General features: G+C 55.4%; 1 rRNA gene. It reads left to right on the top strand.

Features of this window, described 5'->3' with window-relative positions:
* A 23S ribosomal RNA gene (locus G5B47_RS25280) occupies positions 1–648 on the top strand; the annotation flags it as partial.

The raw sequence follows: 648 nt of genomic DNA, 5'->3' as shown, positions 1-648 counted from the left end.
TTGAAGGTTGATCGTGAGGACAGCTGGACTGCATACAAGTGAGAATGCCGGTATGAGTAACGAAAAGATCAGTGAGAATCTGATCCGCCGAAAGCCCAAGGTTTCCTGAGGAAGGCTCGTCCGCTCAGGGTAAGTCGGGACCTAAGGCGAGGCCGACAGGCGTAGTCGAAGGACAACAGGTTGATATTCCTGTACCACCGTAATCCGTTATGAGCGATGGGGGGACGCAGGAGGGTAGTGACGCGGACTGATGGATGTCCGTCCAAGCAGTGAGGCTGGTGTGTAGGCAAATCCGCACATCATAAGGCCAGGCTGTGATGGGGAGCGAAAATTACAGTAGCGAAGGTCATGATCTCACACTGCCAAGAAAAGCCTCTAGCCAGGAGAAGGTGCCCGTACCGCAAACCGACACAGGTAGGCGAGAAGAGAATTCTAAGGCGCGCGGAAGAACTCTCGTTAAGGAACTCGGCAAAATGACCCCGTAACTTCGGGAGAAGGGGTGCCTCGGTAGGGTGAATAGCCCGAGGGGGCCGCAGTGAAAAGGCCCAAGCGACTGTTTAGCAAAAACACAGGTCTGTGCGAAGCCGCAAGGCGAAGTATACGGGCTGACGCCTGCCCGGTGCTGGAAGGTTAAGGGGAGCGGTTAGG

The sequence above is a fragment of the Paenibacillus apii genome (genome assembly GCF_011043685.1).
In the GTDB taxonomy this organism is placed as follows: domain Bacteria; phylum Bacillota; class Bacilli; order Paenibacillales; family Paenibacillaceae; genus Paenibacillus_AQ; species Paenibacillus_AQ sabinae.
This window is presented reverse-complemented; position numbering and strand designations above follow the sequence as displayed.